Genomic DNA, 24,010 nt, shown 5'->3' on the forward strand with positions numbered 1-24,010 from the left:
TCAAACATAATAAACAATGTAACCTTTTTTCTGCTCCAACACATATATTCTTACTCAACCGATTTTAGGAGGTTTACTATGCAAGGAATAAAAATACAGAATATCATCGGAATTCTGATAGGATCCGCAATATTCAGTTTCGGTTTTGTCCACTTTAATATGCAAAACCAACTGGGTGAAGGTGGATTTAGTGGTATTACACTTATTTTATATTTTACACTAAATTGGGACCCAGCATTAATGAATTTACTATTAAATATTCCAATGTTTATTCTAGGCTGGCGTTTACTAGGGAAAAAATCATTTATCTATACGATAATCGGTACACTTAGCGTATCGGTATTCTTAAAAATCTTTCAAATTTACGAAGTCGATATGAACTTGCAGGATGATTTATTCCTTGTATCGTTGTTTGCAGGGGTATTTGTCGGAATCGGTTTAGGGATTGTGTTCCGATTCGGTGGGACAACTGGCGGGGTCGATATTTTAGCCCGACTGGCAAATAAATACCTTGGTTGGAGTATGGGTAAAACGATGTTCGGCTTTGATTTCTTTGTCATAATTCTTTCCTGGATGACGTTTTTGGATGCCCGCTCGATGATGTATACATTAGTAGCCGTTTATGTCGGCGGTCGTGTCATCGATTTAGTGCAGGAAGGTGCCTATTCAGCAAAAGGCGCGTTTATTATTTCGGTTAAGTCCGATGAAATCGCAAACTTAATTACAAATAACATGGACCGCGGCGTAACCGTTTTTGACGGACATGGGCATTTTACAAAAGAGCATCGCGATGTTCTGTACTGTGTCATCGGCCGAAACGAACTCGTCCGGTTAAAAAACATCGTCCACGGCGTTGATCCGCATGCATTTGTTTCCGTCATGGATGTCCGCGATGTAACAGGAGAAGGCTTCACACTGGATGATAAAAAGCAGCCTATCCATTAGGCCTTTCTTATAAAGTACAGTGATTTAAGTGGACATACTCAGGTTAATGTTTGAATAATTATCAAAAGAAAAAGTCATTTTCCCTAATGAGAAAATGACTTTTTTCTAACTTTTTTACGCTAATGATTAATCTTCCGAAGTCATACCAGTGTAAATCAGAATTAAACGTAATAGCTCCATTACTGCTACAGCTGCTGCTGCAACGTATGTCATTGCCGCTGCATTTAAAACTTTGCGTGCTGAGCGTTCTTCAGTATTGTTAATAATACCTAAAGATACAACTTCATTCATCGCACGTTTTGATGCATCGAACTCTACCGGTAATGTTACAACTTGGAAAACAACACCTGCTAATAATAAAGCAATACCTAGTAACAGGAAACCTGAAGATGAAGCAAAAATACCGATCATTACAAAAATCCAAGACATATTCGATGAAATATTAGCTACTGGCACTAACTTTGAACGTAATGTTAAAAACGAATAAGCCTCCGCATGTTGCATTGCGTGACCGACTTCGTGCGCCGCTACAGCTGTACCGGCGATTGAAGAATTATAGTAGTTGTCTTCAGACAAGGCAACCGTTTTAGTTGCAGGATTATAGTGGTCAGCTAAATAACCTTGAGTCGGAACTACACGAACATCTGTTAAACCATGTTGATCTAAAATATAACGTGCTACTTGAGCACCTGTCATCCCTTTTTCAGCTGAAACTTGAGCAAATTTTTTGTACGTACTCTTTACCTTCATTTGCGCATACAACGGTAACAGCAAAATGATGATAAAATAAATGATATACAATCCCATTATCGAACTCCCTTTCTATCTCTTTCTATTCTTTAATTTTAAAGGCTTTCTAGTCTTGTTGCAAATATTCACGCTTACGACTTTCGAGAAAAGCAAAGATTATGCAGGCCACAGAAAGCCAAAAAGTGAAGTACCCAATCTCGCTCGGATACTGATAAATGACTCGGTAAAATGGCATTTGCCCAAATAAATAATCGATTATATCGTTATGCAATGTCCAAATGGCCGCAACCATCACGTGCCACATTTTAAATCGGTAATTCGGTAAATAAAGTACAGCCTGTACAGCCATTAAAAAATGTGAGGCCACGAGCATCCAACCATCCGTTCCCAACTGTCCATTCTCCGCAAATGTTAGAAGATTCATCGCAACTGCCCATAATCCATATTTAATTAAGGTGATAAAGGCAAGAACTTCCATTAATTTAAAATTTCTGCCGATCAGCCAACCAATAATGGCAAAACAGAAAAATAAGCTTGCGGTGGGCGAATCCGGTACGAATATATAGTAAATCGGTTCTGTTACTGCCAACTGCCCTCGGTACCAGTAATAGCCGTAAATCGTACCAAGCAAGTTAATAATAAGCAGTAAGGTTAAAAAGGCACGATGGTTTAACACGTACCATAATTGCATCATATATGCTTTCATTTATTCACCTTTTTCTCCTTCATTCTTCATCATTCCGTATTATGTATTCTGTGCAACTAAACTAAATATTGTACGTCTTTAATTATATATGTTCTCAATTGATACGCAAGCGCTCACTATAACATTGCAACTAAATGAAAATTAAAAAGAGAGTCAATATTCTGACTCTCCAGTGTAAAAATTATTCAGCTTCTTTTAATCCTGCAATAAATTCGGCTAAAACTTGAAGTTCTTCGTCTGTACCTGTAAATGCTCCGGCAGGCATACCGCCACGTCCGTTCACAATTACTTCTTGAACTTCTTCAGCTGTTAACTCATTGCCGAGAAGCATTGGGCCTGATACTCCTGCCAGGTCTCCACCATGACACCCAATACATGAAGCTTGGGCCTGATAGATTTCATAACCTTCGGACGTTTCATCTACTTCAACATCCGGAAGCAATCCTAAATGTTTATCCGTAATTTCACCTTGAGCATGAACTGCTTCCCAGTTAGTAGCCTGAACAGATTCCCATGTTGTATAAATAAGTGCTGCTATTGCCAACAACATAAATGCTGTCGGTAATGGTCGTTTAAATGGTCGACGTTCAGGTGTTCTATCTAAAAATGGTACCAATGCTAATGAACCAAATGCAATACCTGGAATGACCATCGCGCCAATTACGTTATATGGACCAGATGCATAAGAGTATTTTAATAGTTGGTACATTGATAGGAAGTACCAGTCTGGTAACGGTATATACGATGCATTTGTTGGATCTGCCGGACCTTCAAGTGGTGAAGGATGTGCGACAGTTAATAATAAATAACCGATTAAGAAAACTGCACCAACCATCCATTCTTTTAATAAGAAGTCAGGCCAGAAAGCTTCTGTTTTCCCCGGATACTCGGAATAATCTTTTGGCACGTTCGGCATACGGTTATTCGCTTTTACACGTGAATCACCTACGAACTTCATACCTTTTCCGCGTTGCATAGTGTCCCCTCCTTAAAAAATAGTACAATTAGTTTCGGATCATAGAGGTCCTGAAATACCTTGGCGGCGGATCATAATAAAGTGAACTGCCAATAAAGCAAATAACGCTGCTGGTAAGAAGAATACATGAATAGCAAAGAAACGAGTTAAAGTTTGCGCCCCGATAATCGTGGAATCCCCAGCTAATAATATTTTTATCGTTTCACCTAAAAACGGAACAGATGCAGCAATTTCGATACCTACTTTAGTTGCGAATAATGCTTTCATATCCCATGGTAATAAATAACCTGTGAAACCTAAACCTAACATAATGGCAAAGATACCTACACCAACTAACCAGTTTAATTCACGCGGTTTTTTATATGAACCTGTGAAAAATACACGAAGTGTATGTAAGAACATCATGACAATTACTAAAGATGCCCCCCAATGGTGCATACCACGAACGATTTCACCGAATGCTACTTCGTTTTGTAAATAGTAAACTGATTTCCAAGCATTCTCTACATCTGGTACATAATACATCGTTAAGAACATACCTGATAGAATTTGAATTACTGTAATAAAGAATGTTAATCCCCCGAAACAGTAAACGAATGCTGAAAAGTGATGGGCAGGGTTAACGTGCTCTGGCACTTCATGGTCGGCAATATCACGCCAAATAGGAGTAATATCTAAACGTTCATCGACCCAATCATAAATTTTATTTAGCACTGTGTCGTACCCCCTAACTTATTTATTTACTGTGTGTGTTAGCGATTTTTTTCCCAAGCATTAAGAAACCATCATTTTCTGACACTTCATACATATCCAGTGGTCCAAGAGGTGGTGTACCTTTGACGTTTACACCTGTTTTTTCATAACGCCCAGCATGACATGCACAGAAGAACTGATTTGCGTGTTCTGGATTACCTTCCCAGTTTACAGTACACCCTAAATGCTTACATACAGGTGAGATTGCGATGATTTCGTCACCTTCTTTGTAAACCCAAGCAGCATCTGATACTTCTGATTTGTACCAACCATCCGTCTGTTCATACGAGAAGTCCACTTTAACTGGAACTTCTGTAATTTCGGCAATTTTTTTGCTTGTTTGTACAAAATCTCCATCTTCTTTTGACTGAAGAATTGGGTCAATAGCAAAACGTACCATTGGCATTAACATTCCTGCCGCCATAAATCCACCTACACCAGTAATTGTATAAGTTAAAAATTGACGTCTTGTAACTCGATTCCTACTCATCCTTTTCCCCCCTCTTACTAAAAGGTCAGTCCAACGGACATATACTTTTAAAAATAGTAAATAACTAGGACATATCTATGATATATCAACTGAATAAGTTGGTCAATATAGCATTCATTTCCAAAAGTGTAGTTTGTGAACATTTAATGAAACAAATGTTGCAGATAATTGCTCGTTAAATCCACATTTTCGTAAAGGTTGGGATGACTTGTTTTAACTGATCTTCCAAAATTCGCTGTTTAACGGTTTGATCCATGGACTCAAGCGGGATAGCCGGAAGCCAAATAATATTTAAATATTCTTTATATTCAGTCCATGAATGGTCACAGGTAATAAAGACCACTGCTTTAAAACCTGCTTCCTTCAGTTCCTTTTCCAATGTTGCTGGCAATGTATCTGACTTGGTTCCCATCGTATATGAAAAGGGGGGGGATAACAAAAGACGACCTTTAAACTGCTGTTCTATGAAATTCGTCAACGTCATTAAATATTCTGAAGCAGAACTGCTCTGCTTCATTCCTTGATCCGAAAAATCCAAATGTACGAGCGGGACAATCGCCGTATCTATAAACTGCTTTTGTGCCTGAAACTGCTCTACATCTTTTACAATAAAGTTCATATTCTTTCCTCCTAGTACATATATAACTTCTGAAAATAGGAAAGAAGTAATTTTTTTAATAAAGTTCAAAATTACTTCGTATGCTTTAATGCTTGCAATAAATTAGATAACTCGAAAAAACGCTCTTTATTTCCCGAATCCAGCGCTTCATCAATTTCTTTCAATAGTTGCTGTTCCTGGAATTCTAGAACACTATTTTCCAGCAAACGCTCTGCTGCTAGACGGTCTTTTTCACTTATAAAGATATCAGCTGGTACATAAGGATTCTCCTCCAGTACCGCCAAATACAGAGGATCAGGCGGTACATTAGGAAAATTCAGCTGAAAATAAATTGCTTCATGAGCGTTAATACGTAAATCATGGAATGCTTTTTCAGCATCGGATGTCATAATATTTTCTTTATAAAATCGGAATGGGATGCTCGTCGTCTCAATTGTCGACATAACAATGGAGCGCGGGCAATAATGTGCTTCATCAACAAAGTGAACGTTTTGCAACAAGTCATCATTACTTAGTAAGTAATTTAAAATCCATACACCTTCACGTCTTTTTAACTGGAAATTTTTTAAAAACCACCTGATAAACAACTTTTTGTCATTCAGTGGTACGGAATATGTCAACATGCAATCCTCCCTTTACTCAAAGCGTTCTAATAAATCAGTCCATTGCTGTTCAGAAGGCTGTAATTGGACAAGTCGCTCTGCAATTTGTTTTGCTTCATCACGCTTGCCGTCCTCAACTAAAAACAGGAAGTACTTCTCTAAAAATTCAACATCATCGTTAAATTCATTATATGCCTCTTTATAAATTTCGTATGCTTTTTCGAACAGTTCTTCTTCATTATAAGCATTGGCCACAAATGGATATAAAGCGACCCATTCGAACTCATTTTGATGCAATTGTTCATATAGTGAAATAATTTCTTCATAGCGTTGTTCTGTATTGTAAACAGACATTAATACTAAAATTGCTTCCATATATTCTGGATCCAAGGCAATAGCCTCACTTAAAAACTCTACTGCTTCTTGTTGTTTGCCATTTTTTATCGCCATTTTCCCCGCAAATAAATAGAGGGATTTATCGTATTCATCTCGTTTAAGACCTTCTTTAATCACTTTTAAAGCACGCTCATTATCCTCGAGCATTGCATAACTTTCCGCCAGCAGTAAATAAGCAGCGAAATAGTCAGGGTCCAACTCTTTTAAATCTTCCAATTGTTTTATAGCAAGCTCATATTTTTCCGTCTGGAAGGCTGCATAAGCCGAGCCAAACAGTAAATCTGCTGTAACTTCTTCTTCAAGTGCTTCCATATAATAATCCAGGGCCGTTTCATAACCTGCACCTGCACGGTAAACTTCCGCTAGACGTTGGGCTAAAATTATACCGGCAAACTTTTTATCAATTGCATAAAGCTCCTCATAAATTCGAACAGCCTCAGTAAAACGTCCTGTTTCAAATAATAATTCTGCTTTTGCAAATTGCAGTAAAGGTTCATGCGGTAAAATTTGCAGCGCATCATTAATTCGTTGTTCCGCCACTTCAAATAATCCCTGCATCTGATAATAGTCGGCCAATACTAACAGTGCTTGAGGATATTCAGGTGCATCATCATCTATCCCCATTAATAAATCAAGGGCATTATCCTCTTCACCTAGCTCAATTAGGACACTTGCACGGTCGATTGAAATTTGCGCTTCCTCAGGAAATAAAAATTGCAAATGCTCAAATACGCGATCTGCTTCATTTAAAAATCCGTAATGCATAAGTGCTTCAGCTACTTCATATTGTGCTGCGGGTTCAGCATCCATTAAAAAAGATTCAAGAAGTCGGTTAATCTCCTCTAAATTTCCTTCTTGAATCGCTTGTAGTAATAGTTCCATGTGTAGTTCACCTTTTTCTTTTGTTCTCAATATTATGCTACATGACGAAGCAATGCATCACAAGAAAAAGAATCTGGATGTTTTATAAATTCATCTTGCAAAGTGAAAAAGAGATGTAAAAAGTGAGTTCTTTTTACATCTCCGCAAATCATTATTTTAAAATATTATTGATATGGTCAAAAAAAGTTGGGTAGGAAACAGCGATACAGTCCGCATCATCCAATTCCACTTCTCCGTCCGCAATAAGGGCAGCGATTGCCCCCATCATCCCGATTCGGTGATCACCATATGTTTTTAAACTTCCACCATGTAAAGGTGTTGAACCCTCGATTACCATACCGTCATCTGTTGCTTCAATATTTGCGCCCAGTTTCTTTAATTCATTGACAACGGCATCTATACGGTTTGTTTCTTTCACTTTAAGTTCTTCCGCGTCTTTAATGATCGTTTTACCGGCTGATTGTGTGGCAAGCAGCGCAATAATCGGAATTTCATCGATTAAGCGTGGAATTATAGCCCCTTCGACTGTCGTTCCTTTTAGATCGGAAGTTTCTATCGTGATTGTAGCAGTTGGTTCAGCCGCATTCTCGTCATCGATTACTACCGACATTTTCGCACCCATCTTTTGAAGCACTTCCAAAATGCCGTCACGTGTCTCATTGACCCCCACATTTTTTAGAACAATTCGGCTATTTTTCGCGATTGCACCAGCAACAAGGAAAAATGCAGCCGAGGAAATATCACCAGGCACATTTACATGTGTCCCCGACAGTGTTTGGCCACCTTGCAATGACACGACACCATCCTCAACTGTTACTGTTGCACCGAACTGTCGCAGCATACGTTCTGTATGGTCACGTGAAATCTCTTCCTCACGTACAACCGTTGTACCTTCTGCACGGATACCGGCAAGTAAAATAGCTGATTTCACTTGGGCACTTGCAACAGGCATTTTGTAGTCAATTGCTTTTAACGGTCCACCCTGAATGGCAAGTGGCGTATACTGACCATTGTCTCGTCCGGCTATTTGCGCACCCATTAAGCGCAATGGATCTGCAACACGGCGCATTGGACGCTTACCAATCGATGCGTCACCTGTCATGATCGTATGTAATTTCGTGCCGGATAACAGTCCTAACATTAAACGCGTTGTCGTACCGGAATTTCCTGTGTAAAGCACTTCTTTCGGTTCTGTCCAACCATCGATTCCTGGACTGTTAATCGTTACATCTGTCCCGTTCACTTCAATGTCTACCCCAAGCTTCTGGAAGCAGTCAATTGTGCGCAGACAATCTTCTCCTAATAAGAAGCCGCTGACAGTCGTTTTTCCTTCTGCAATGGAGCCGAACATAACCGAGCGATGCGAGACAGATTTATCACCTGGTACTGTAATATCTCCCTGTAATGACGGTTGACTATATTGTAATGTTGTACTCATATGAACCCCCCTTTAAGAAATATAAGTATCGAACTTCGCCTTGTGTGCAATGCATTGTGCAGCACGTTCCCGATCTTCGTTTGTCTGGAAACTAATGACTAAAATACCGAAAACATCGACACGTGTTTCAACGATACGTATATTTGTAATACTAATATTGTTTTCTGCCAATAAGCCTGTCACTTCTGAAATGACCCCTGGATAATCCGGGATATCGACATATAAATCATACGGCATATATAAGGCACCGTTTGCGACTGGCAAGCTGTCCCGGACATCACGCGCTTCACTGAAGTAATTTTCGATTGCTTTCGCATCGCCTTCAGCTAATAAATTGCGTACTCGCTGCATTTCTGTAAGCCAATTATCAAGCTGACCGACTAGTTCCTGCTTGTTTTGCATTGTAATGTCACGCCATAAAGCAGGGTTTGAGGAAGCAATACGTGTAATATCACGGAAGCCCCCGGCAGCTAACGAAGAGGTCATCGGATAAGTCTGTTTTTCACTATTTAGCTGATGTACTAAAGATGCCGCGATAATATGAGGGAAATGGCTGACAACAGCCGTCATATGATCATGTACCTTTGCATCGACAACGACCATTTTACCGAGCGTAAATTTTAGCAGGTCGTCCAGTGCCGCAAGCTTTTCAAGTTCTTCTCCTTCATGAGGAGTCAGCATATAGTAGGCATTTTCCAGTAAATACGGCTTCGCTGCTGTAATACCGCTTTTATGGGAACCTGCCATCGGGTGCCCACCGATAAATGTAATGCCCATTTGTCTCAGCTCTAATGCTTTTTCCATTATTTTCGCTTTCGTACTGCCTGTATCTGTAATAATGACATTGCGTTTTAATTCCCATGACTTTAACTGGTCCATAAAATCGAGTGTGATATTAACCGGTGTACCGAATATAATTACGTCTGCTTCTTTTGCAAACTCTGCAGGATTTTTAACTACTTCATGAACGACTTGTAATGTGTCTGCTAATTGTCGTGTTTGTTCATGAGCATCATAGCCGAACACTTTTGTATGTGGTGCCTTCTGCAGAGCCATCGCTACAGATCCACCAATTAACCCTAGTCCGATTACGAAGACATTTCGTGTCATGCAAGTACTCCTTGCTCATTTAAGACTTCTCCAAGCAATTGTAAAAATCTCGCATTTTGAGCTTCCGTACCGATTGTCACCCGAATATACCCTTCCAATCCTAGTGCTGCACCGCTTCGGATAATAAATCCGCGCTTCATCATTTCTTCAAATACTACATTACTCGGAGCCTTCACTTCAAACATCACAAAGTTTGTTTGTGAAGGGAAATAATTTAAACCGTGCTGCTTGCAGAACTCTACAAACTGCTTTTTGCCGATTTCATTTGCTTCACGGCAGCTGGCAATGTATTCCTGGTCCTGAAGAGCGATTTGCGCAACTTGCTGACTTAGGATCGTATTGTTGAACGGCGCACGCACAGGATCAAGCTTCGCAATAATATCAGCCTGCGCAATTCCGTAACCGACACGGAAAGATGCCAATCCATACGCTTTTGAGAATGTGCGCAGTAAAATTAAGTTCGGGTAGTCACGGAAATAATGCAATGTATCTTTATAAGAGGCATCGTTAATGTATTCCACATATGCTTCATCCAATACTACAAAAACATCCTTAGGCACTTTTGCCAAGAAGGCACTTAATGTGTCATCCGATACGATTGTTCCTGTCGGATTGTTCGGATTACATACCCAAACAACCGATGTTTTCTCATCAATTGCTTCTAGCATTGCTTCTAAATCATGGACACCATTTTTCAATGGTACTTTACGCACTTCTGCACCTTCAATCTCTGCATTATGCCAGTATTGAGAAAATGACAGGTCTGCCATGACTGTATTCACACCCGGATATAGTAATGCACGGGTAATAATTGCGATTAAGTCATCTGATCCATTCCCTAAAATAAGTTCATTTTCGGCAACACCATAAAAATTCGCCAACGATGTACGTAAGCTTTGTGCATAGCCATCTGGATAAATTGCATGATTGGACTCATCTTTTTGTAAAAATTGTTTTACTTTTGGTGAGCTGCCAAAGGGATTTTCATTTGAAGCAAGCTTCACGACTTCATCTAATCCGAAAAGCTTCTTTACTTCCTCGATCGGTTTACCCGGTTGGTAAGCTTTCATTCCAAATAACTGTTGTTTCCACTTCATCTTCAACGTCTCCTCTAACTTGCAATTATTTCACTAAATCTGGTCTTAACTTTACCGCATCTTCTAAATATACATGATGGATTTCATTTTGTGGCGTATCTGTATTTACATGTAGTAATACGCGAATACATAATGGCAATGCACCCGGCACATCCATTTCATGCATACACATAATCGGTACATACTGCCATCCTGGCATCGTCCGTACCGATTTGGCAGGAAAGGCTGAATGAATATCCGGTGTTGTAGAAATTGTCACAGAGGCAATATCTTCCGGTTCAATCTTATTTTGTTTCGCAACTTCTTTCACAAGTCTTGCCGTTTCTCCCCATACATACTCGGCTTTATCTTCAACAATCGTAATTGCGCCGCGAATTCCACGAATCATTGCTACACCTCCGCTAATAATGCTCTTAGTTGACGATCAATTTCTCTGCATTGTTCAAGTTCAACTTTTTGGACAAATGGCTGTCCGATTGTTTCAAGCAGTACGAACTGCAATTGACCGTAGTCTGCTTTTTTGTCTTTCAGTAAATATTCAGTCAGTTGTTCAAATGTAAATTCCCGAACAGCTTCAAACGGATAGCCATTTTCCATTGCAAAATGCAAAAAGCGCTTTGTAAATTGATGATTTACTTTTCCGAATTTCTCACTTAATAAAAGTGAAAAAATAAGGCCGATCATAACAGCTTCCCCATGGGCGACACGTCCATAGCCTGCAGCTGCTTCAATTGCATGTCCGTAAGTATGGCCTAAGTTAAGATACTTTCTGACAGACTGTTCTGTTTCATCCTGCTCAACAATAGTCGCTTTCACTTGAATGCCATGCGCCAAATAATTCGCCAATAGATCTTCCGGAAGTTCCGTAACATGATCGCCTTCCAGCAGCTCTTCCACCCATTGTGCATCGGAAATCAGAGCATGCTTAATTACTTCTGCCATCCCTGAGCGCACTTCTTTTTCGGATAGGCTATGTAAGAATGTTATATCGAAAATTACGGCTTCCGGCTGGTAAAATGCACCGATCATATTTTTCCCTAATTCATGATTGATGGCTGTCTTTCCGCCAACAGCTGAATCATGCGCCAAAATTGTTGTCGGCATTTGGATAAACGGAATACCCCGCATATAAGTGGCTGCAACAAAACCGGCTAAATCACCGACTGCACCACCGCCGAACGCAATAATGAGTGATTTTCTAGTACACTTTTGCTTAAGTAAATATGTTTGGACCTCATTGTAGTTTTCAAAGCTTTTACACTTTTCCCCTGCAGGCATGACATGTACTTCGAATATATAAGGGAAATTCGCTTCAAAATAGCTTTGCTGTGCTGTCCAAACATTTTCGTCAGTCAATACGATGATTTTATCGGCTTTAGTAAACAAATCATGCTGTGCTGTTAAAGCTTCACGTAATATCCCTTTCCCAATCGTTACAGCATATGAGTGTGAAGGAGTTTTTACCGGAATCTCCATATTAATACTCCTTCGTGTACTGACGCATTTCATCTAACTGCGCCTTTAATTGTGGTAATTGGTCACTATGGAACTGCTCAACAATTGCATTTGCAATTTCCCAGGCAATAACATGTTCCGCAACGATTGATGCTGCAGGTACTGCACAGCTGTCAGAACGCTCGACACTTGCTTTAAACGGCTCTTTTGTTTCAATGTCCACACTTTGCAACGGTTTATATAATGTTGGAATTGGCTTCATTACACCTCGTACGACAATCGGCATTCCTGTCGTCATACCACCTTCCAAACCGCCTAAACGATTTGTTGCTCGCGTATAGCCTTTTTCTTCATCCCATAAAATTTCATCGTGTACTTCCGATCCTTTTTTGCGCGCCATTTCAAAACCGATCCCAAACTCGACACCTTTAAATGCATTAATACTTAGCATTGCTGATGCCAGCTTTGCATCCAACTTACGATCATAATGTACATAAGAACCGATTCCAGCAGGTAAGCCTTCTACAATGACTTCTACAACACCGCCGATTGAATCCCCCGCCTTCTTCGCTTCATCAATAGCTGTAACCATTTTTGCCGAAGCTTCCGGATCAATACAGTAACATGGGTCGTTTTCAATAATTGAACGGATTTCATCTGCTGTTTTTCCTTCTAATAAACTGCTGTCTGCTTTAATACCTACAATTTCCGTAACATGAGAAACAATCGAAATCCCAAGCTCGTTTAACAACGCTTTTGCCACAGAACCAACTGCAACACGTACTGTCGTTTCACGTGCACTTGAACGCTCCAGTACATTCCGTAAATCACGGTGACCGTATTTCATTCCTCCGACTAGATCAGCATGACCTGGACGTGGACGTGAAATTTGACGTTTAATTTCAGATGGATCGATATCTTCCGGCAACTCGGCCGCACCCATAATTTTTGTCCAGTGTTTCCAGTCATCATTTGTTACGACTAATGCGACTGGTGAGCCTAATGTTTGCCCGTGACGGACTCCTGATACAATTTCCACTGTATCTGTCTCAATTTGCATGCGACGACCACGACCGTGACCACCTTGACGACGTTTTAAATCATAATTTATTTTTTCTGCTGTTACTGGAAGTAATGAAGGCAACCCCTCGATAATTGTTGTTAATTGTGGTCCGTGTGACTCACCTGCTGTTAAATAACGCATTAAACACTTTCTCCCTTCAACTCGCTAAAGTATGTATTTTTCACTATAACATATTTCAAATTAAATAACAGTACTGTTTCCGCTATTAAACAAGCTATTTTAGAATATTCTGAACGTTCCAACTAAAAAACGCCACATTTTTCAGCAAAAAGAAACAAAAATACGCTTTTCGCTCTATTATCCGAAAAGCGCATTCATATATAGCTTTTTAAAGTATATCTCAACTTAAGCTTCTACGTTCGACAGAGCATCTATTATTGTACTATTATTTTTTACGGTAAAAAAATGTATCTTCAACTTCAAAATCATATTTTGCAGGATTAAATATCTGCTCTGTTGACCCTACAAATAAAATGCCACCTGGACGCAATGCTTTACTGAAGTTTGCATAGATCTGATCTTTCGCTTCTTCAGTGAAATAAATCATCACATTCCGGCAAACAATCAAATCAAAATTCGATTCATAAGGATCATTTAGTAAATTATGTTTCTTAAAATTAACTGTACGCTTAATCTCATCTTTCACTTTGTAAAACGGACCTTCTTGGGTGAAATATTTTGACTGAACAGGTTTTGGCACTTCTGCAAGAGACCGTTCCGGGTAAAGGCCCAACTTCGCCTTTTGGATAACATTTTCATCCAAATCCGTTGCCAGTATATTCACTTGGGATAACGGTAAGTGGTGGGACAGCACCATCGCCAAACTATACGGCTCTTCTCCAGTTGAACAAGCAGCGCTCCATATTTTCAGACGTTTGTTAGATTGCAGCAGTAAAGGGAAAATTTTATTTTGTAATACTTCCCACCGTTTTCCGTTCCGGTAAAACTCTGAAACGTTTATTGTCATGCGATCCAAAAATTCATTCATCAGTTCACGGTCTTTTATCAATGCATTATAAAAATCAACAAAGTCCCGATATCCCTTTTTTTCATATAATGATGTTAACCGACGTTTCATTTGCGCTTCTTTATAAAGGGCTAAATCAATGCCCGTTTTGCGCTTAATGCCATCAATAAATTGTACATAATCTGACATTATTCATCTTTCCCCTCATCTAACGTATGCCTATTATAGCTGAAAATTTCAGAACTCGAAACAGATTTCGCCCATAAACGTTAATCAATGTGTCTTTCCAGCAAAAGTTGTTTCGATTGTTCAAGTTCCAGCTTCATCTTTTCCGTTTCGGAATGGTAGCTCTGCAAACGAATCTGTTCAAGTTCGGCCTCTTTCTCCAACATTCTAATTTGCAGTTTCATACTCGACCGTTTATGTGCTGTCAGTATTGCGGTTAATGCAATCAAAGCCCCTGACCCGAAAATAATACATATAATAATAATATCTTCCATACGTTTCATTACGCTCCTCTAATTATTATTTTACTTGTCTGATCGATCTGTTAATTGTGTTTCAAGCAGTAATTGCTTTGTCTGTTCCAATTCAAGCTGCATCTTCGCTGTTTCTTTATCGTAAGTTTCGAGTCTAAGTTTTTCAAGTTTGATTTCTTTATCGAGACGCTTTAGTTCGATATTTTTATTTTTCGTATACGTGTCTGTTAATATCCCTACTACAGCGATTATTGTAATCATTGCCCAGAACATGGATGTCACCCCTTATGAATAGTTAAATTAGTAGAATAATTACTTTTGGTTATGCTCCAACAATATTTGCTTTGAATGTTCCAATTCCAGTCGCATTTTTTCTGTTTCTTTATCGTAATTTTCAAGACGTAATTGTTCCAGCTCAATTTCTTTCGTTAATTTATTTACTTCAATCCGTTTACTTTCATTGTGTGCATCGGTGATGACTGCAATCGCCCCTACTGCCATAACTGAAATAACGGCCAAAACCCACATATACATCCCCCTAATCTATCAGTACTTTTTATACGTATGTATTCCAAAAATAGTTTCATTATTCCGATTTATTATACCATTAATAGTCCATGTTTTTCCTTTTCCATATAAAAAAAGCTACCACTTAAAAGTGGTAGCTTTCTGTAAGTTTTATTATTCAGCGATTCCTTCTGGGAACCATAAACCGATTTCACGTTCAGCAGAAGCTAAAGAGTCAGAACCGTGGATTACGTTGTGAGATAAAGTTACAGCGTAGTCACCGCGGATTGTACCAGGAGCTGATTCTTCTGGCTTTGTAGCACCCATCATGATACGAGATAATTGGATAACGTTTTCGCCTTCCCAAACCATACCGAATACTGGGCCTGAAGTGATGAAGTCTACTAATTCACCGAAGAAAGGACGCTCAGCGTGCTCTGCATAGTGTTTTTCAGCTAAATCACGAGTTGGTACCATTAATTTTGCTCCGCGCATTACAAAACCGCGACGCTCAAAACGGTCAACGATATCTCCGATTACTTGACGTTCTACGCCATCTGGTTTAACCATTAAAAAAGTTTTTTCGATTGCCATTATAAACACTCCTTAAATTTGAGTAAAAGGTTTTACACCTACCGATAAATATTACCAAAATCCTACTCATACTGCAACAAATATTAGATTTGCCCATAAATCGGCTAGATTTGCTAAGATTTTCTCTTCCCCATAAACAGCGCAATATCACGCAGTTTTTTCTTCATTGGGTGCTTCGGCAATGCCTCGATTTCTTTTAAAGCCTTTTTTAAATACAAATTACTAATATGGGTTGCTTCTTTTATCGCTTCCGAGTTACGAACAAGGGCCAGCATATTTTGGCGCTCTTCTTCTGTTAATCCAGCTACTGCCACTTTCGTTAAATAAGGGGCAAGCTGTGGATCATCTTTCATCAACAATATCGGCAATGTGACATTCCCGTTCATTAAATCACTGCCAGCCGGTTTCCCGAGCTGCTTGTCTGTCGCTGTAAAATCTAATATATCATCTACTATTTGAAAGCTCATTCCTACAAAATAACCGTAACGTTTTAAATGCCTTGCTGTTTTTTCATCGGCACCACTTACGACTGCTCCAAGCTCACAACTCGATTCAATCAATAAAGCAGTTTTACGTTTAATACGTCGGAAGTAATCTTTCAAGCTTTGATCTAAACGAAACTTATCCTCAATTTGAATGACTTCACCATTTACTAGCTCAACCATTGTTTTAGCTAATATTTGATGGGCTCTTGGATTTTCAATGCTTGTTACATATTGTAATGCACGTGCAAATATAAAATTTCCTGTATACATCGCCACACGGTTGTTCCACTGTGCTTTCACCGTCTCCCGGCCACGGCGCATATCTGAATTGTCAATGACATCATCATGCACCAATGAACCCATATGAATTAATTCCAGGGGAACGGCAATGTTTTTCATTCGGTCAATATTATAGTCACCAAACTTGGCACTTAGTAACGTAAATACTGGTCGAATACGTTTTCCACCAGCTTGCAGTAAATGGACTGAGGCATCATTCAATAAGTGTGAAGATGAATTCAACGCTTGTTCCAATTCGTTTTCGATGACTTCTATATCTGATTTAATATCGGCATATAGCATTTTGATTTTCATCTTTTCCACGCGTCAAAACCTACTCCCACTTTTATTTCTTCTTAAAACCCATGTGCATAGCTGCTGCCCCACCGCTATATGGTTTATATGTGACATTTTCATAACCGGCTTCCCGGAACATTTGCGCTAATTTTTTCATGCCTGGAAAATCATTCGCAGACTTTTGCAGCCATGAATATTCTTTATAGCTTTTCGCAAAAATCTTTCCGAACAGCGGCATAATATGATTAAAGTAAAAACGGAAAAGTTGGCGGTATACCGGAATTTCGGATTGAGAAGTTTCCAGACATACGACCATTCCGCCTGGTTTAACAACCCGATTCATTTCACGCAATACTTGCATATAGTCCGGTACATTTCGTAAGCCAAAACCAATCGTCACGTAATCAAATGTATTATCTTCAAATGGTAGTTCCATTGCATTTCCGTGAATCAGCTCGATATTCGGGATATTCTCGGTTTTCTGCTTGCCGACCTTCAGCATATTCTCACTGAAATCCAGCCCTTTTACTACCCCTTCTTCACCGACTGCTTTCGATAAAGCCATTGTCCAATCAGCTGTACCGCAGCAAACATCAAGACATTTCGAACCTTTTTTTACTGCCATACGTTTCATCGTATCTTCACGCCATCCAACATGCATTTGGAAGCTAATGACCGAGTTCATTTTATCGTAGCTCTCTGAAATGTTTTCAAACACTTCATGAACATGTTGTTCTTTCGATTTCGCCATTTTTTTCAAGACCTTTCTAAACTCACTAAAAAGTGATGTATTGCTCAATGGAATGTTTTAATTCATCTTTTAAATCGATATTCGTCAAGTCTTCTCTCAATTGTCGCTCCATGTCATATAAATGATCCTGTAAGGCTTCAATAATAGAGTCCATCATAATTGAATCAGCTGCAAAAGCCTTATATAAAAAACAAGGCTGTTCTTTTTTTAATAAATCCAGCTCTTTTTTCAAACGAATATATGTTAACGTTCGTTTCATCAATTCTGTATAAGATGCGAAACCATATACATCATAATATTGGGCAATCAATTCGCTTTCAATCACCATCAAACTTTCAATCCACTGTTCAAATGATCGTTTTTGCGCTTCATAAACACGTATTTGGTGCTCACAACGATTTACGATTCCTTCCGACAGCTTTTGGATTAAGAAAATATTCCCTGATTGTGCGAGTAACTGATAATACCGACCACTATAATAATCACCGGAAAGAACAAGCAGCTGCTGTTCTTTGCTCGTCGCTTCCACTTCCTTCACTTTTTCGTGCTCTGTCAGTGAAGCATGTACAATCCCAACTGTAACTGCGCTTATTTGATGTTCATCGTTCATAAGAGCGCCATTTAAAAAAGGAAGCTGGATGAAAAACAGCTGTTCTTCTTGTAAAGTCGGTTGTCCAACGTTTTGAAGTAATGCTCTATGATGAACATGCTGAAGAATATTAGATTTTAGCGTCTGAACCGATTGTGTAATAGATGTTGCATTCATAGAAATTACTCCATTTCAATGTTATAAAGCATAAGTACGATTTTATATTTGCCTAAAAATTACGATATGCTATTTTTTACTTTGAACCGTACCGTGTGCAGAGTGAATTTTAGCTTTACCGCGAATTTTCATTGCCGATGTATGTTCAGTAAACTGGGCGATCATAACTTCACCAGCATCCAGCTTTTCTGAATGGTGGAATTTAGTATCTGTCCCGCGTGTTAAACCAATAACATGTACACCATCTTCTTCTGCTTCGATAATAATATATTCTGATTGTCCCATTATACAATCTCCCCACGTGTTAATTTCTTTGTCTATAATACCATATTTGTTATTATTATTTCATTTGGATGAATGTATTCACTTCATTGCGTTTTACTGCATCCTGTTCATAAATACCTCGCGCTACAGCCGTAACCGTTTTAGCGCCCGGTTTTTTTAATCCGCGCATCGTCATACACATATGTTCCGCTTCCACTACAACATAAACGCCTTTTGGATTCAGCATTTCCATAATTGTATCCGCTACAGTTGAAGTAATACGTTCCTGAAGTTGTGGACGGCGTGCTACTGATTCAAGGCAGCGTCCAAGTTTACTTAAACCTGCAACTTTTCCGTCTTTAGGTATGTAGGCAATATGGGCTGTTCCGTAAAAAGGAACTAAATGATGTTCACACATTGAAAAAAATGGAATATCTTTTACTAAAACTAGTTCTTCATGATCTTCATGGAATACTGTACTGAAATAATCACGCGGATCTTCTTGTATACCGCTGAACATTTCCGCATACATTTTGGAAACACGTTTTGGTGTATCCAGTAATCCTTCACGCGTCACATCTTCCCCAACTGCTTCCAAAATCATCTTTACTGCTTCTTCTATCTTATTTAAATCGACATTTGACATGAAACAAATTCCTCCTACAAACCAAAACGTTTATTATGTATAAATCTATATAAAGTGAAACTTCAATCAGTAAGGTTTTCCTTTTCCCGCACGGATTAGAAGGATCACAAGCTAAGTACCCGTTAATTACGGGTAAATTAATTTTTAATCTATATTAAATTTTTCACTATTTGTTCATACCTAAGCGAAAAAGGTTAAATACACTCTTGAATCGTAGCACATTAAGCTCATAAGTTCAAAACAGTTATACTATTTTTAGCATAGTTAGGTAAAAACAACTGAAATCAAAAAAGAGCAGCTCTCAGTTAGACTGAGAGCTGCTCTATGTACCTCGAGAAACTGAATTATTTTACAGCGTCCTTAAGTGCTTTACCTGGCTTGAAAGCAGGTACTTTAGAAGCAGCAATTTCGATTTCCTTACCCGTTTGTGGGTTACGACCTTTACGTGCTGCACGCTCACGAACTTCAAAGTTACCAAAACCGATTAATTGTACTTTGTCACCCTTTGCAAGAGCATCTTGAATTGTATCAAATACAGCTTCAACTGCTTTAGAAGCGTCTTTTTTAGAAAGACCTGCAGCTTCAGCAACAGAGTTTACTAATTCTGTTTTATTCACACCATTCACCTCCTCTCAAAGGGTCATGAATCTAAATCCTGTAAAAAGATTAACATACAGAAAACCGCGACGCAACTGAATTCCTTCATGTTTTGCATATATTTCATCATTTTTTGAAAAAAAACTAAAATTACAGGACAATTCACCTATAAAAGTGAACCGCCCTGTAATTGTAAGTACTTCCTATTCATTTAGTATGTTAGATAATAAACGTGATTAAACCTCTTTCGCCTTCATTTATTAATCTTTCCAGCATGAGGCGCATTCTGTTTTTCGCATGTGTCGGAACACTTTTCATTTTGAAACGAATACTTTCCGTCAATACTTCATGGAGCGGTGTTCCGAATAATTGTGTTTGCCATAATGCCTGACGGTCAAATTCATAAGCATGCTGCAAGTCTTTCAGCAGGTGCTGACTGTGGAATTCAGATCCGATCAGCGGCGAGAATTCCGCTTCCATATCAATTCGAATAATATGATAAGAAGGAGCTTTCGCCTTCATACGAACACCATAGAAATTATTTTGCTCAATCAGCTCCGGCTCGCTCGGATCAAATTCATCCATCGCAGGCAATGTGACACCATAGCCGTGTTCCTTCGCTTGTTCAATCGCATCGCGGAATCTTCGCTGTGCCGCTTTTGCCTCTGAAGCTTCCTTAATAAATAGGAGCCACTCTTTCTTTGTATCGACTGGTTTTTCAAGCCATTCTGTACAGGCTTCCTTATAGTAATCGTTGTGAATGTTGACACGTAATGTCGCAATCCCCTGTCCAGCATCAATATTTTCAACGGTACAACTTTCTACAAAATCAATTTCGCGAAGCAGTTGACTTGCTGCTTCCACATCACGGATTTTCATTGCATCATCTTGTAATTGCGCCGTTGCAAATGCCAATGTTTCATTTAAATGGTGAGTATCATCTAAAACATCCAACCAATCCGGTTTTTCAACTTGAATTTCATTCACATTAAACTCAAATAACGCTTCTTGCAAAATAAGCATCACATCGTTCAACTGCATATGTTGAATGGCTGTCGGAATAACAGGAACATCATATTTTTGTGCGAGGGCATTCTGTAAATGTAGTGTTTCAGTAGAATGCGGTGTCGTACTATTGAGAACAATAACGAAAGGCTTTCCAATCTCTGTAAGCTGCTCAATAATTTGCTGTTCCGCTTTTTCTACGGCCGCTCGTGACATACCATTTACTGTTCCATCTGTTGTCACAACAATCCCGATATTGGCATGATCCCGAATTACTTTATCCGTACCGATTTTAGCAGCCTCTTGAAACGCTATTGCTTCATTATGCCAAGGTGTTTGCACATACTTCGGTCCTGACTCATCTTCATAGCCTTTTGCGCCATCAATCACATAGCCAACACAATCTACCATTCTAACGCGAAACGGTATTGCACTTTCCCCAAAGGCAACCGTAGTTCCCTGTGCTGGGACAAACTTTGGCTCAGCCGTCATAATTGTAGGTCCAGGTGAGCTTTGAGGAAGTTCATCCATCGCTCGCATGCGGTCCTCGGCATTTTCGATATTAGGTAAAATCACGCCTTCCATTACCTTTTTAACAAACGTCGATTTCCCTACCCTAACCGGTCCTACAACGCCGATATAAAGATCACCATTCGTACGCTCTGCCAATTGCTGAAAAATATGCTCGCTAATTGTATTGCCTCCTTTATATACCGTAATCTTCTCCAATTAGAAGTATTCATTATCAAAACACTATATGTGCTGACATTTTTAAATATGAAAAAGGTGTGCAGAAAGATTTAACTTTTTACACACCTTTTTTGTTTAATTTTCTTTTTTCGTCGGATCATACATAATGACAGGCTCATTGTTTTCATCTACTGTGTACGGCAATGAGTAAGCTGGAACGACCGGGAAATTTTCCACCAAGATTTCGCGAATGTCTTCTCCCGGTTCCGCTGTTATATTATTGTCTTTCATATACGTATATAAATCGATTGAATAATCGACATACAAGTCCCCTTCAGCAGATACGACAATCGGCAGCTGATTGTTCGAATAAGGACTTTGTACAGTTATATCTTCTTCATAGCCAATATTCTTAAAATTAACCGTGTAGACATGTTCAACTATTTTATCTTTGAATTGCGGATAGGTGGTTCCTTTGAAGCGGATATTAATTTCGCGAATACGTTCTGGTGTGCGTAAATCGACGAGCTTTACTGTTGGATTTTCTTCCGGATCCCAAATAATATATTGAAAAATACCGCCCTTTTCATAGGAATTTGCAGGAGGGGAGCCAATATATTTTGGAACAAGCTTTTCAAAGTCGATTAAGTATTTAATGAAGATGTCTGTATCCTGATCACGTGTTTTAATCGGAAGAACCCCTGTATCTTCGCGATATTCATTGACCGCACGCTGTACGCCGGCAAGCATATCTACATCAGGCCTTAAACTGGACTGGTCAAAATTTGTCGGTGAGCCGCAGCCGGTCAACACTAAAATGACCAACGATAAAAGAACAAACCATTTTGATAATCTCATATTATGTATTTCCTCCTATATTAGTTCGGCCATGTAAGCACGACAAGAACCATTAACAATGTGCCGATAAAAAACATGACATAAGCTACTAATTTCAATAAAAATGACAAAACCATATTATGTACCCACTTACGGACTGCTGTAATAATGAGAATTGATACTAACAGTAAACCAATCGAATAAAAAGAAATCCACATAACATCTAACGCATGCATACTCGCTAATGGGCCACGTGAAGAATTTAAAAGTAAATTTGATAGTGGATTCATGAGCTGCAGAGTGTGTTGCACATTAAAACCGCCTTTCCATTTATTGTTGATACCGCTAATAATTATAGCCTTTTCAGGTAAAAAAAAACAGGAGGCATACAAGTATCCCTCCTTATTTGTGACAAATTATTAAATTAATTGGAAATCCTGAAAAATATACTAGTTCAGCTCATCTCATCAATTTCGCTTTTTTTCGTCCGCAGCATTAATGATTCAACCAATGCTCTCGGTTCCATATTATTGAACAGCACATCATATAGCGCTGATGTGATTGGCATGGAAACTTCGTATTTTTTTGAGAGCTGATATGTCGCCTTCGTTGTCCGTACACCTTCGACAACCATTCCCATCTCATCCAGTACTTGCTCAAGCTTCATTCCTTTGCCGAGCATATTGCCCGCACGCCAGTTTCGGGAATGGACACTTGTACATGTAACAATTAAATCGCCCATCCCAGTCAGCCCGGCAAACGTAAATGGGTTGCCCCCCATTTTAACACCTAGCCGCGTAATTTCTGCGAGACCGCGTGTAATCAGGGCAGCCTTTGCGTTATCACCGAAATCAAGTCCATCCGTCATCCCTGCAGCAAGCGCAATAACGTTTTTAAGTGCCCCGCCAATTTCAACACCAATTACATCATCATTCGTGTAAACACGCAAATATTGATTCATAAATAAATCCTGCACTTTTTCTGCAGCTTCTAAGTTTTCGCAAGCAGCAGTAACCGTAGTCGGGTGTTTTAAAACGACTTCCTCTGCGTGAGAAGGACCAGATAAAACAACGATATCACTTACCGCATTTTCAGCAAGGCTTTCCTTCATCAGCTCTGAAATACGCATTAATGTATCCGGCTCAATCCCTTTAGATACATGGACAAATAATACTTTTTCAGTTAAATACTCCGAAATGTTGCCGCAAACTTCGCGAATCCCTTTTGTCGGTACTGCCATAACAATCGTAGAACCGTGTTGCGCTGCCTCTTCTAAATTTGAAGTCGCCTTTAAATTACTTGGCAATATCGTATTCGGCAAATATTTTTTATTTGTATGCTGTTCATTAATTTCAGATGCCTGATCTTCGCGATGCGACCAAATTAACGTATTATGACCGTTTTCAGCTAAAACAACGGCCAGTGCCGTTCCCCAGGAACCTGCTCCTAAAACTACTACATTTTCCATTAAAAAAACCCCCAATTTCACTTAAAGTCATTTTAAAATTTATCCTTCAAGTCAAACCCTATTATGAACAAAAAC

General features: G+C 39.1%; 30 protein-coding genes. 1 reads left to right on the forward strand and 29 read right to left on the reverse strand.

The features are described 5' to 3' along the window. Positions 1-78: 78 nt before the first annotated feature. Positions 79-945, forward strand: a complete 867-nt coding sequence (locus CBM15_RS15395) for a YitT family protein (protein WP_008404884.1) — start codon at positions 79-81, stop codon at positions 943-945. Positions 946-1,071: 126 nt separating this feature from the next. On the opposite strand, the gene CBM15_RS15400 is transcribed toward CBM15_RS15395, so the two are convergent. The 29 genes from CBM15_RS15400 to CBM15_RS15540 form a co-directional block, all read right to left on the reverse strand. Then, positions 1,072-1,752 (reverse strand): zinc metallopeptidase, encoded by a 681-nt coding sequence (locus CBM15_RS15400; RefSeq protein WP_008404887.1) that lies wholly within the window; start codon positions 1,750-1,752, stop codon positions 1,072-1,074. A gap of 49 nt (positions 1,753-1,801) precedes the next feature. Further along, complete coding sequence (gene lhaT, locus CBM15_RS15405; RefSeq protein WP_087618191.1) at positions 1,802-2,401, reverse strand: lipoprotein heptaprenylglyceryl N-acetyltransferase LhaT; 600 nt, start codon at positions 2,399-2,401, stop codon at positions 1,802-1,804. Positions 2,402-2,582: 181 nt separating this feature from the next. Next, positions 2,583-3,377 carry a menaquinol-cytochrome c reductase cytochrome b/c subunit gene (locus tag CBM15_RS15410; RefSeq protein WP_087618192.1) on the reverse strand — a complete coding sequence of 265 codons (795 nt, stop codon included), beginning with the start codon at positions 3,375-3,377 and terminating at the stop codon, positions 2,583-2,585. A 39-nt stretch (positions 3,378-3,416) separates the two neighbouring features. Then, on the reverse strand, positions 3,417-4,091 hold the full coding sequence (gene qcrB / locus CBM15_RS15415; protein ID WP_008404891.1) for a menaquinol-cytochrome c reductase cytochrome b subunit: 675 nt from the start codon (positions 4,089-4,091) through the stop codon (positions 3,417-3,419). A gap of 22 nt (positions 4,092-4,113) precedes the next feature. Beyond that, a complete protein-coding gene (locus CBM15_RS15420; protein WP_087618193.1) occupies positions 4,114-4,620 on the reverse strand; it encodes a Rieske (2Fe-2S) protein in 507 nt (168 codons plus the stop codon). Positions 4,621-4,795: 175 nt separating this feature from the next. After that, the gene (locus CBM15_RS15425; RefSeq protein ID WP_087618194.1) at positions 4,796-5,239 is read right to left on the reverse strand and encodes a YpiF family protein; all 444 of its coding nucleotides are present in this window, start codon (positions 5,237-5,239) and stop codon (positions 4,796-4,798) included. 71 nt (positions 5,240-5,310) lie between these two features. Further along, a complete protein-coding gene (locus CBM15_RS15430) occupies positions 5,311-5,859 on the reverse strand; it encodes a ReoY family proteolytic degradation factor (protein WP_087618259.1) in 549 nt (182 codons plus the stop codon). Between the two features lie 15 nt (positions 5,860-5,874). Continuing rightward, positions 5,875-7,119: a tetratricopeptide repeat protein gene (locus CBM15_RS15435; protein WP_087618195.1), complete on the reverse strand. Its 1,245-nt coding sequence runs from the start codon at positions 7,117-7,119 to the stop codon at positions 5,875-5,877. Between the two features lie 151 nt (positions 7,120-7,270). Continuing rightward, positions 7,271-8,557, reverse strand: a complete 1,287-nt coding sequence (gene aroA / locus CBM15_RS15440; protein ID WP_087618196.1) for a 3-phosphoshikimate 1-carboxyvinyltransferase — start codon at positions 8,555-8,557, stop codon at positions 7,271-7,273. A gap of 12 nt (positions 8,558-8,569) precedes the next feature. Beyond that, positions 8,570-9,667 (reverse strand): prephenate dehydrogenase, encoded by a 1,098-nt coding sequence (locus CBM15_RS15445; RefSeq protein ID WP_087618197.1) that lies wholly within the window; start codon positions 9,665-9,667, stop codon positions 8,570-8,572. Then, on the reverse strand, positions 9,664-10,764 hold the full coding sequence (hisC, locus tag CBM15_RS15450) for a histidinol-phosphate transaminase (RefSeq protein WP_008404904.1): 1,101 nt from the start codon (positions 10,762-10,764) through the stop codon (positions 9,664-9,666). Before hisC ends, CBM15_RS15445 begins: the two co-directional genes overlap by 4 nt. A 25-nt stretch (positions 10,765-10,789) precedes the next feature. Next, positions 10,790-11,152 (reverse strand): chorismate mutase, encoded by a 363-nt coding sequence (aroH, locus tag CBM15_RS15455; protein ID WP_087618198.1) that lies wholly within the window; start codon positions 11,150-11,152, stop codon positions 10,790-10,792. A gap of 2 nt (positions 11,153-11,154) precedes the next feature. Further along, positions 11,155-12,240, reverse strand: a complete 1,086-nt coding sequence (aroB, locus tag CBM15_RS15460; protein WP_087618199.1) for a 3-dehydroquinate synthase — start codon at positions 12,238-12,240, stop codon at positions 11,155-11,157. Position 12,241: 1 nt separating this feature from the next. Further along, positions 12,242-13,423, reverse strand: a complete 1,182-nt coding sequence (gene aroC, locus CBM15_RS15465) for a chorismate synthase (RefSeq protein WP_087618200.1) — start codon at positions 13,421-13,423, stop codon at positions 12,242-12,244. A 265-nt stretch (positions 13,424-13,688) separates the two neighbouring features. After that, positions 13,689-14,459: a CheR family methyltransferase gene (locus CBM15_RS15470; protein WP_014824305.1), complete on the reverse strand. Its 771-nt coding sequence runs from the start codon at positions 14,457-14,459 to the stop codon at positions 13,689-13,691. Between the two features lie 80 nt (positions 14,460-14,539). Beyond that, positions 14,540-14,779 (reverse strand): hypothetical protein, encoded by a 240-nt coding sequence (locus CBM15_RS15475; RefSeq protein ID WP_008404912.1) that lies wholly within the window; start codon positions 14,777-14,779, stop codon positions 14,540-14,542. 21 nt (positions 14,780-14,800) lie between these two features. Next, entirely contained in the window at positions 14,801-15,022 is a 222-nt protein-coding gene (locus CBM15_RS15480) for a hypothetical protein (RefSeq protein ID WP_008404913.1), read from the reverse strand. A 39-nt stretch (positions 15,023-15,061) separates the two neighbouring features. Then, on the reverse strand, positions 15,062-15,277 hold the full coding sequence (locus tag CBM15_RS15485) for a hypothetical protein (RefSeq protein WP_087618201.1): 216 nt from the start codon (positions 15,275-15,277) through the stop codon (positions 15,062-15,064). 153 nt (positions 15,278-15,430) lie between these two features. After that, entirely contained in the window at positions 15,431-15,850 is a 420-nt protein-coding gene (gene ndk, locus CBM15_RS15490) for a nucleoside-diphosphate kinase (RefSeq protein WP_008404915.1), read from the reverse strand. Positions 15,851-15,963: 113 nt separating this feature from the next. Continuing rightward, the gene (gene hepT, locus CBM15_RS15495) at positions 15,964-16,938 is read right to left on the reverse strand and encodes a heptaprenyl diphosphate synthase component II (RefSeq protein WP_008404916.1); all 975 of its coding nucleotides are present in this window, start codon (positions 16,936-16,938) and stop codon (positions 15,964-15,966) included. A 22-nt stretch (positions 16,939-16,960) separates the two neighbouring features. After that, positions 16,961-17,662, reverse strand: a complete 702-nt coding sequence (locus tag CBM15_RS15500) for a demethylmenaquinone methyltransferase (protein ID WP_087618202.1) — start codon at positions 17,660-17,662, stop codon at positions 16,961-16,963. Between the two features lie 25 nt (positions 17,663-17,687). Then, the gene (locus tag CBM15_RS15505) at positions 17,688-18,428 is read right to left on the reverse strand and encodes a heptaprenyl diphosphate synthase component 1 (RefSeq protein ID WP_087618203.1); all 741 of its coding nucleotides are present in this window, start codon (positions 18,426-18,428) and stop codon (positions 17,688-17,690) included. Between the two features lie 69 nt (positions 18,429-18,497). Beyond that, a complete protein-coding gene (gene mtrB, locus CBM15_RS15510; RefSeq protein ID WP_008404919.1) occupies positions 18,498-18,713 on the reverse strand; it encodes a trp RNA-binding attenuation protein MtrB in 216 nt (71 codons plus the stop codon). A 55-nt stretch (positions 18,714-18,768) separates the two neighbouring features. Then, entirely contained in the window at positions 18,769-19,338 is a 570-nt protein-coding gene (folE, locus tag CBM15_RS15515) for a GTP cyclohydrolase I FolE (RefSeq protein WP_087618204.1), read from the reverse strand. 344 nt (positions 19,339-19,682) lie between these two features. Continuing rightward, on the reverse strand, positions 19,683-19,955 hold the full coding sequence (locus tag CBM15_RS15520; protein ID WP_004232618.1) for an HU family DNA-binding protein: 273 nt from the start codon (positions 19,953-19,955) through the stop codon (positions 19,683-19,685). A 199-nt stretch (positions 19,956-20,154) separates the two neighbouring features. Beyond that, positions 20,155-21,669 (reverse strand): stage IV sporulation protein A, encoded by a 1,515-nt coding sequence (spoIVA, locus tag CBM15_RS15525; protein WP_008404922.1) that lies wholly within the window; start codon positions 21,667-21,669, stop codon positions 20,155-20,157. A gap of 96 nt (positions 21,670-21,765) precedes the next feature. Then, positions 21,766-22,488: a hypothetical protein gene (locus tag CBM15_RS15530; protein WP_087618205.1), complete on the reverse strand. Its 723-nt coding sequence runs from the start codon at positions 22,486-22,488 to the stop codon at positions 21,766-21,768. Positions 22,489-22,508: 20 nt separating this feature from the next. Then, on the reverse strand, positions 22,509-22,778 hold the full coding sequence (locus CBM15_RS15535; RefSeq protein WP_087618260.1) for a DUF2768 domain-containing protein: 270 nt from the start codon (positions 22,776-22,778) through the stop codon (positions 22,509-22,511). Positions 22,779-22,921: 143 nt separating this feature from the next. Further along, the gene (locus CBM15_RS15540; RefSeq protein ID WP_087618206.1) at positions 22,922-23,935 is read right to left on the reverse strand and encodes an NAD(P)H-dependent glycerol-3-phosphate dehydrogenase; all 1,014 of its coding nucleotides are present in this window, start codon (positions 23,933-23,935) and stop codon (positions 22,922-22,924) included. Positions 23,936-24,010: the final 75 nt, after the last annotated feature.

Source organism: Solibacillus kalamii, from assembly GCF_002174535.1.
In the GTDB taxonomy this organism is placed as follows: Bacteria; Bacillota; Bacilli; order Bacillales_A; family Planococcaceae; genus Solibacillus; species Solibacillus silvestris.

Bases quoted from the DNA above. Each gene is read 5' to 3' on its own strand.
- CBM15_RS15395 (WP_008404884.1), top strand. From the start codon at position 79: ATGCAAGGAATAAAAATACAGAATATCATCGGAATTCTGATAGGATCC.
- CBM15_RS15400 (WP_008404887.1), bottom strand. From the start codon at position 1,752: ATGGGATTGTATATCATTTATTTTATCATCATTTTGCTGTTACCGTTG.
- lhaT (WP_087618191.1), bottom strand. From the start codon at position 2,401: ATGAAAGCATATATGATGCAATTATGGTACGTGTTAAACCATCGTGCC.
- CBM15_RS15410 (WP_087618192.1), bottom strand. From the start codon at position 3,377: ATGCAACGCGGAAAAGGTATGAAGTTCGTAGGTGATTCACGTGTAAAA.
- CBM15_RS15420 (WP_087618193.1), bottom strand. From the start codon at position 4,620: ATGAGTAGGAATCGAGTTACAAGACGTCAATTTTTAACTTATACAATT.
- CBM15_RS15425 (WP_087618194.1), bottom strand. From the start codon at position 5,239: ATGAACTTTATTGTAAAAGATGTAGAGCAGTTTCAGGCACAAAAGCAG.
- CBM15_RS15435 (WP_087618195.1), bottom strand. From the start codon at position 7,119: ATGGAACTATTACTACAAGCGATTCAAGAAGGAAATTTAGAGGAGATT.
- aroA (WP_087618196.1), bottom strand. From the start codon at position 8,557: ATGAGTACAACATTACAATATAGTCAACCGTCATTACAGGGAGATATT.
- CBM15_RS15445 (WP_087618197.1), bottom strand. From the start codon at position 9,667: ATGACACGAAATGTCTTCGTAATCGGACTAGGGTTAATTGGTGGATCT.
- hisC (WP_008404904.1), bottom strand. From the start codon at position 10,764: ATGAAGTGGAAACAACAGTTATTTGGAATGAAAGCTTACCAACCGGGT.
- aroH (WP_087618198.1), bottom strand. From the start codon at position 11,152: ATGATTCGTGGAATTCGCGGCGCAATTACGATTGTTGAAGATAAAGCC.
- aroB (WP_087618199.1), bottom strand. From the start codon at position 12,240: ATGGAGATTCCGGTAAAAACTCCTTCACACTCATATGCTGTAACGATT.
- aroC (WP_087618200.1), bottom strand. From the start codon at position 13,423: ATGCGTTATTTAACAGCAGGTGAGTCACACGGACCACAATTAACAACA.
- CBM15_RS15470 (WP_014824305.1), bottom strand. From the start codon at position 14,459: ATGTCAGATTATGTACAATTTATTGATGGCATTAAGCGCAAAACGGGC.
- CBM15_RS15475 (WP_008404912.1), bottom strand. From the start codon at position 14,779: ATGAAACGTATGGAAGATATTATTATTATATGTATTATTTTCGGGTCA.
- CBM15_RS15480 (WP_008404913.1), bottom strand. From the start codon at position 15,022: ATGTTCTGGGCAATGATTACAATAATCGCTGTAGTAGGGATATTAACA.
- CBM15_RS15485 (WP_087618201.1), bottom strand. From the start codon at position 15,277: ATGTGGGTTTTGGCCGTTATTTCAGTTATGGCAGTAGGGGCGATTGCA.
- ndk (WP_008404915.1), bottom strand. From the start codon at position 15,850: ATGGCAATCGAAAAAACTTTTTTAATGGTTAAACCAGATGGCGTAGAA.
- CBM15_RS15500 (WP_087618202.1), bottom strand. From the start codon at position 17,662: ATGGCGAAATCGAAAGAACAACATGTTCATGAAGTGTTTGAAAACATT.
- CBM15_RS15505 (WP_087618203.1), bottom strand. From the start codon at position 18,428: ATGAATGCAACATCTATTACACAATCGGTTCAGACGCTAAAATCTAAT.
- mtrB (WP_008404919.1), bottom strand. From the start codon at position 18,713: ATGGGACAATCAGAATATATTATTATCGAAGCAGAAGAAGATGGTGTA.
- folE (WP_087618204.1), bottom strand. From the start codon at position 19,338: ATGTCAAATGTCGATTTAAATAAGATAGAAGAAGCAGTAAAGATGATT.
- CBM15_RS15530 (WP_087618205.1), bottom strand. From the start codon at position 22,488: ATGAGATTATCAAAATGGTTTGTTCTTTTATCGTTGGTCATTTTAGTG.
- CBM15_RS15540 (WP_087618206.1), bottom strand. From the start codon at position 23,935: ATGGAAAATGTAGTAGTTTTAGGAGCAGGTTCCTGGGGAACGGCACTG.